Origin of the sequence: Bacillus sp. JJ1521 (genome assembly GCF_036965165.1) — a bacterium.
Taxonomy (GTDB): Bacteria; Bacillota; Bacilli; order Bacillales; family Bacillaceae_L; genus Ferdinandcohnia.
This window is the reverse complement of the sequence record NZ_JBALOX010000240.1, coordinates 1-2,382: the sequence shown is the minus strand read 5'-3', so window position 1 is coordinate 2,382 and position 2,382 is coordinate 1. Positions and strand designations below refer to the sequence as shown.

General features: G+C 35.7%; 2 protein-coding genes and 1 pseudogene. 1 reads left to right on the top strand and 2 read right to left on the bottom strand.

Annotated elements, in window-relative coordinates; translation table 11 throughout:
• Positions 1-64 precede the first annotated feature (64 nt).
• The gene (locus V7147_RS23465) at positions 65-346 is read right to left on the bottom strand and encodes a YlaN family protein (RefSeq protein ID WP_335370215.1); all 282 of its coding nucleotides are present in this window, start codon (positions 344-346) and stop codon (positions 65-67) included.
• Between the two features lie 212 nt (positions 347-558).
• On the opposite strand from V7147_RS23465, the gene V7147_RS23460 reads away from it, so the two are divergent.
• Positions 559-1,056, top strand: coding sequence for a peptidyl-prolyl cis-trans isomerase (locus V7147_RS23460; protein ID WP_335370214.1), 498 nt, complete (start codon positions 559-561; stop codon positions 1,054-1,056).
• Positions 1,057-1,099: 43 nt separating this feature from the next.
• Here the strand turns inward: V7147_RS23460 and V7147_RS23455 are convergent.
• Positions 1,100-2,382: pseudogene (locus V7147_RS23455) on the bottom strand (PhoH family protein); the annotation flags it as partial.

Sequence of the window (2,382 nt, the reverse complement as noted above, 5' to 3'; positions counted from 1 at the left end):
CTTATAAAAAAACTCAAATTATCCAATGTCCCGGATAATTTGAGTTGATTTATCTATAGGTTACCTATTTTCGGGTTGAAGCTTCATGAAGAACGGATAATTCACGCTCAAGTTTTGAGATTAGCTCTTTTCCTTCAAGCCCCTCTATTAATCCTAATCTTACTGCAAAATCTATTTCCCTGGATAATCCAAACATTTGAGTATCAAGTACTTCTTCATATAGTGGACATTGTGGCATTGTTAAATTATCCATTTGAACTTTAATAAGTTTTAATATCTTATCAGCATCTGCTTTTAGTAAAGACAATGCTTTTTCACGATGATTCACCGAAATCTCTGAAGTCAATTTATAACCCCTCCGCTTCCGAAGCTATACCTAATCCTATCTATAAATATTAACCTGTATACAGTAAAATTGCAAGAATAAATAGATAAGACTATTACTCTTAAAATTGGTTTTCATTAACAAATAGTGTATTTATTAAGATAATGAAAGAGCTGATACTTCCTATTACGTTTTAAAACCTCTATAATATGATTGAAAGGAATGATTGTTTTATGAACTCAATTATTATGATTGAAGGAAAGACAAAGTATAAAATTACACTTGACCCAAGTGTGTGGATTTTTGATGATCGTAGAGTAGATTTACTTACATATTTCGAGTCAGATCAAATCGTAGAGGAAGATTTAAGCGAATATACAAAATCAGTTTCAAAGCACTGGGATAGAGAAATCCGTGAAGGTGCGATTTATCCCCCCACTTTAAAGACGGAGAAAAAGTTTTTAAAGGAAAAAGTTCTAACTGGTACATTTGGAATCCCATTTGGGGATTTTATTAAAAATGCGGAACCTTTTGAGGATGCTGCTACATTGACAATTGTGCAAAAGGATCAAGAAACAACTATTTCACTTAGTGAAGCATATGCTGGTGTTCTTGGTTTTTCAAAAGAAGGTAAGCCTTTACGTGAAGATGGTCCTGTCCATTTTTATTTCGGTGATGGGTCAAATCGTGAAAACCCGATAAAAAATATTACTAGGTTTATTATTGAATAAATATAGGAATAAAGCCTGTCATGGCGTGACAGGCTTCTTTCTTTTAAAGAATATCTGCTGCTAATTGTGCAAGTCCTGACCTTTCTCCTTTTACTAATCGAATATGGCCAGCAATCTTTTGGTCCTTAAACTTCTCTACAACATATGTTAACCCATTATTATATTCATCCAAATATGGATGGTCAATTTGCTCAGTATCACCCATAAACACGATTTTACTCTTTTCCCCTACTCTCGTGAGTATCGTTTTAACCTCATGCTTGGTTAAATTTTGCGCCTCATCAATGATGATAAATTGCTCAGGTATGCTTCTTCCTCTGATATAAGTCAGGGCCTCAACCTCGATTGAACCCATGCCTGCTAAAATGGCATCCAATTCCCCAGGTTTTTTCGTATTAAATAAATATTCTAGATTATCAAAGATTGGTTGCATCCACGGCCTAAGCTTTTCCTGTTTTTCGCCAGGAAGGAACCCAATATCTTTACCTACAGGTACAATCGGGCGGGCGACTAAAAGTTTTTTATATTGTCCTAAATCCTCTGTCTGCATAAGTCCAGCTGCAAGTGCTAGCAAGGTTTTACCTGTTCCAGCCTTCCCTATTAACGTCACCAACGGAATATCAGTTCTTAATAATAGTTCAAAAGCCATTGTTTGCTGCACATTTCTTGGTTTAATACCCCAAATATGATCCTGTTTAAAATGAAGTTTCTTAACCACTTTACCCGCCTTATCGACAATCCCAATAGCAGACGATGAGCCTCCTAATGCATCTTTTAAAAGGATAAATTGATTTGGATAAAATGGGTGATTGACTAACTCTGTTACGTGAAGTTCCCCTTTTTCATAAAAGAGGTCAAGAAGGTTACGGTTTATATAAATCTCGAGAAACCCCGAATATATATGATCAACCTCAACAACTCGATCACTTAAGAAATCTTCGGATTGTAACCCTAATGCATCAGCCTTTACACGTACCAATGCATCCTTACTTACTAAAATGACTTGTTTCCCATTTTCCTTTGATTGTTCTTCTAAGGAGAGATTTTTGGCAACTGCCAAGATGCGGTTATCATTTGTTTTTTCAACAAAGATCTCCTGANNTGAAGCTCATGAAAGGATCTATGATTTAATTCAATCCGCAGGCTTCCACCTGTTTCAAGCTGGATTTTTTCGTGCAGTTTCCCTGTTTGTCGCATATTATCGATCAGCTTTGAAACTTGCCTCGCATTTCTACCTATTTCATCCATATAACGTTTTTTTGAGTCTACCTCTTCCAACACTACTGCGGGTATAACAACCTCATTATCTGCAAATGAAAATATTGC

Excerpts from the sequence above, each read along its gene's own strand:
- V7147_RS23460 (WP_335370214.1), top strand. The coding sequence starts at position 559 with ATGAACTCAATTATTATGATTGAAGGAAAGACAAAGTATAAAATTACA.